Source organism: Mesorhizobium sp. M00.F.Ca.ET.216.01.1.1 (genome assembly GCF_004010325.2).
Taxonomy (GTDB): domain Bacteria; phylum Pseudomonadota; class Alphaproteobacteria; order Rhizobiales; family Rhizobiaceae; genus Mesorhizobium.
Genome location: NZ_SADR02000607.1, coordinates 1 through 280 on the forward strand (window position 1 = coordinate 1; position 280 = coordinate 280).

Below are 280 nucleotides of genomic sequence, written 5' to 3' on the forward strand. Positions count from 1 at the left end.
CCGGAACTTGCCCGATGCGGCGTTCACAAGCCGCTGAGCCTCGGCGATCGAGAGATAATGGACGCGGGCGCTCTCGACGTCTTCGAACGGCTCGACGCGCCGCCATTCCCGATCGGAAGCCGCCTTCCCTTCCCTCCAGGCATAATTGAGCGCGGCCTTAAGCGTCGTGAGAACGCGATTGGCCGTTGCACGACGCTGCCTAACCGATTCCGAGTCCTCCCCGAGTTCTCTGAACCTTTGTTCCTTCCCGGCCTTTGTACGTACACGCGGCGCGGTTGTT

Annotated in this window: 1 pseudogene; it reads right to left on the minus strand. The window is 62.1% G+C overall.

Going from position 1 to position 280, the window contains the following annotated elements:
* Positions 1–280 (minus strand): annotated as a pseudogene (locus tag EN859_RS38945) (site-specific integrase); the annotation flags it as partial.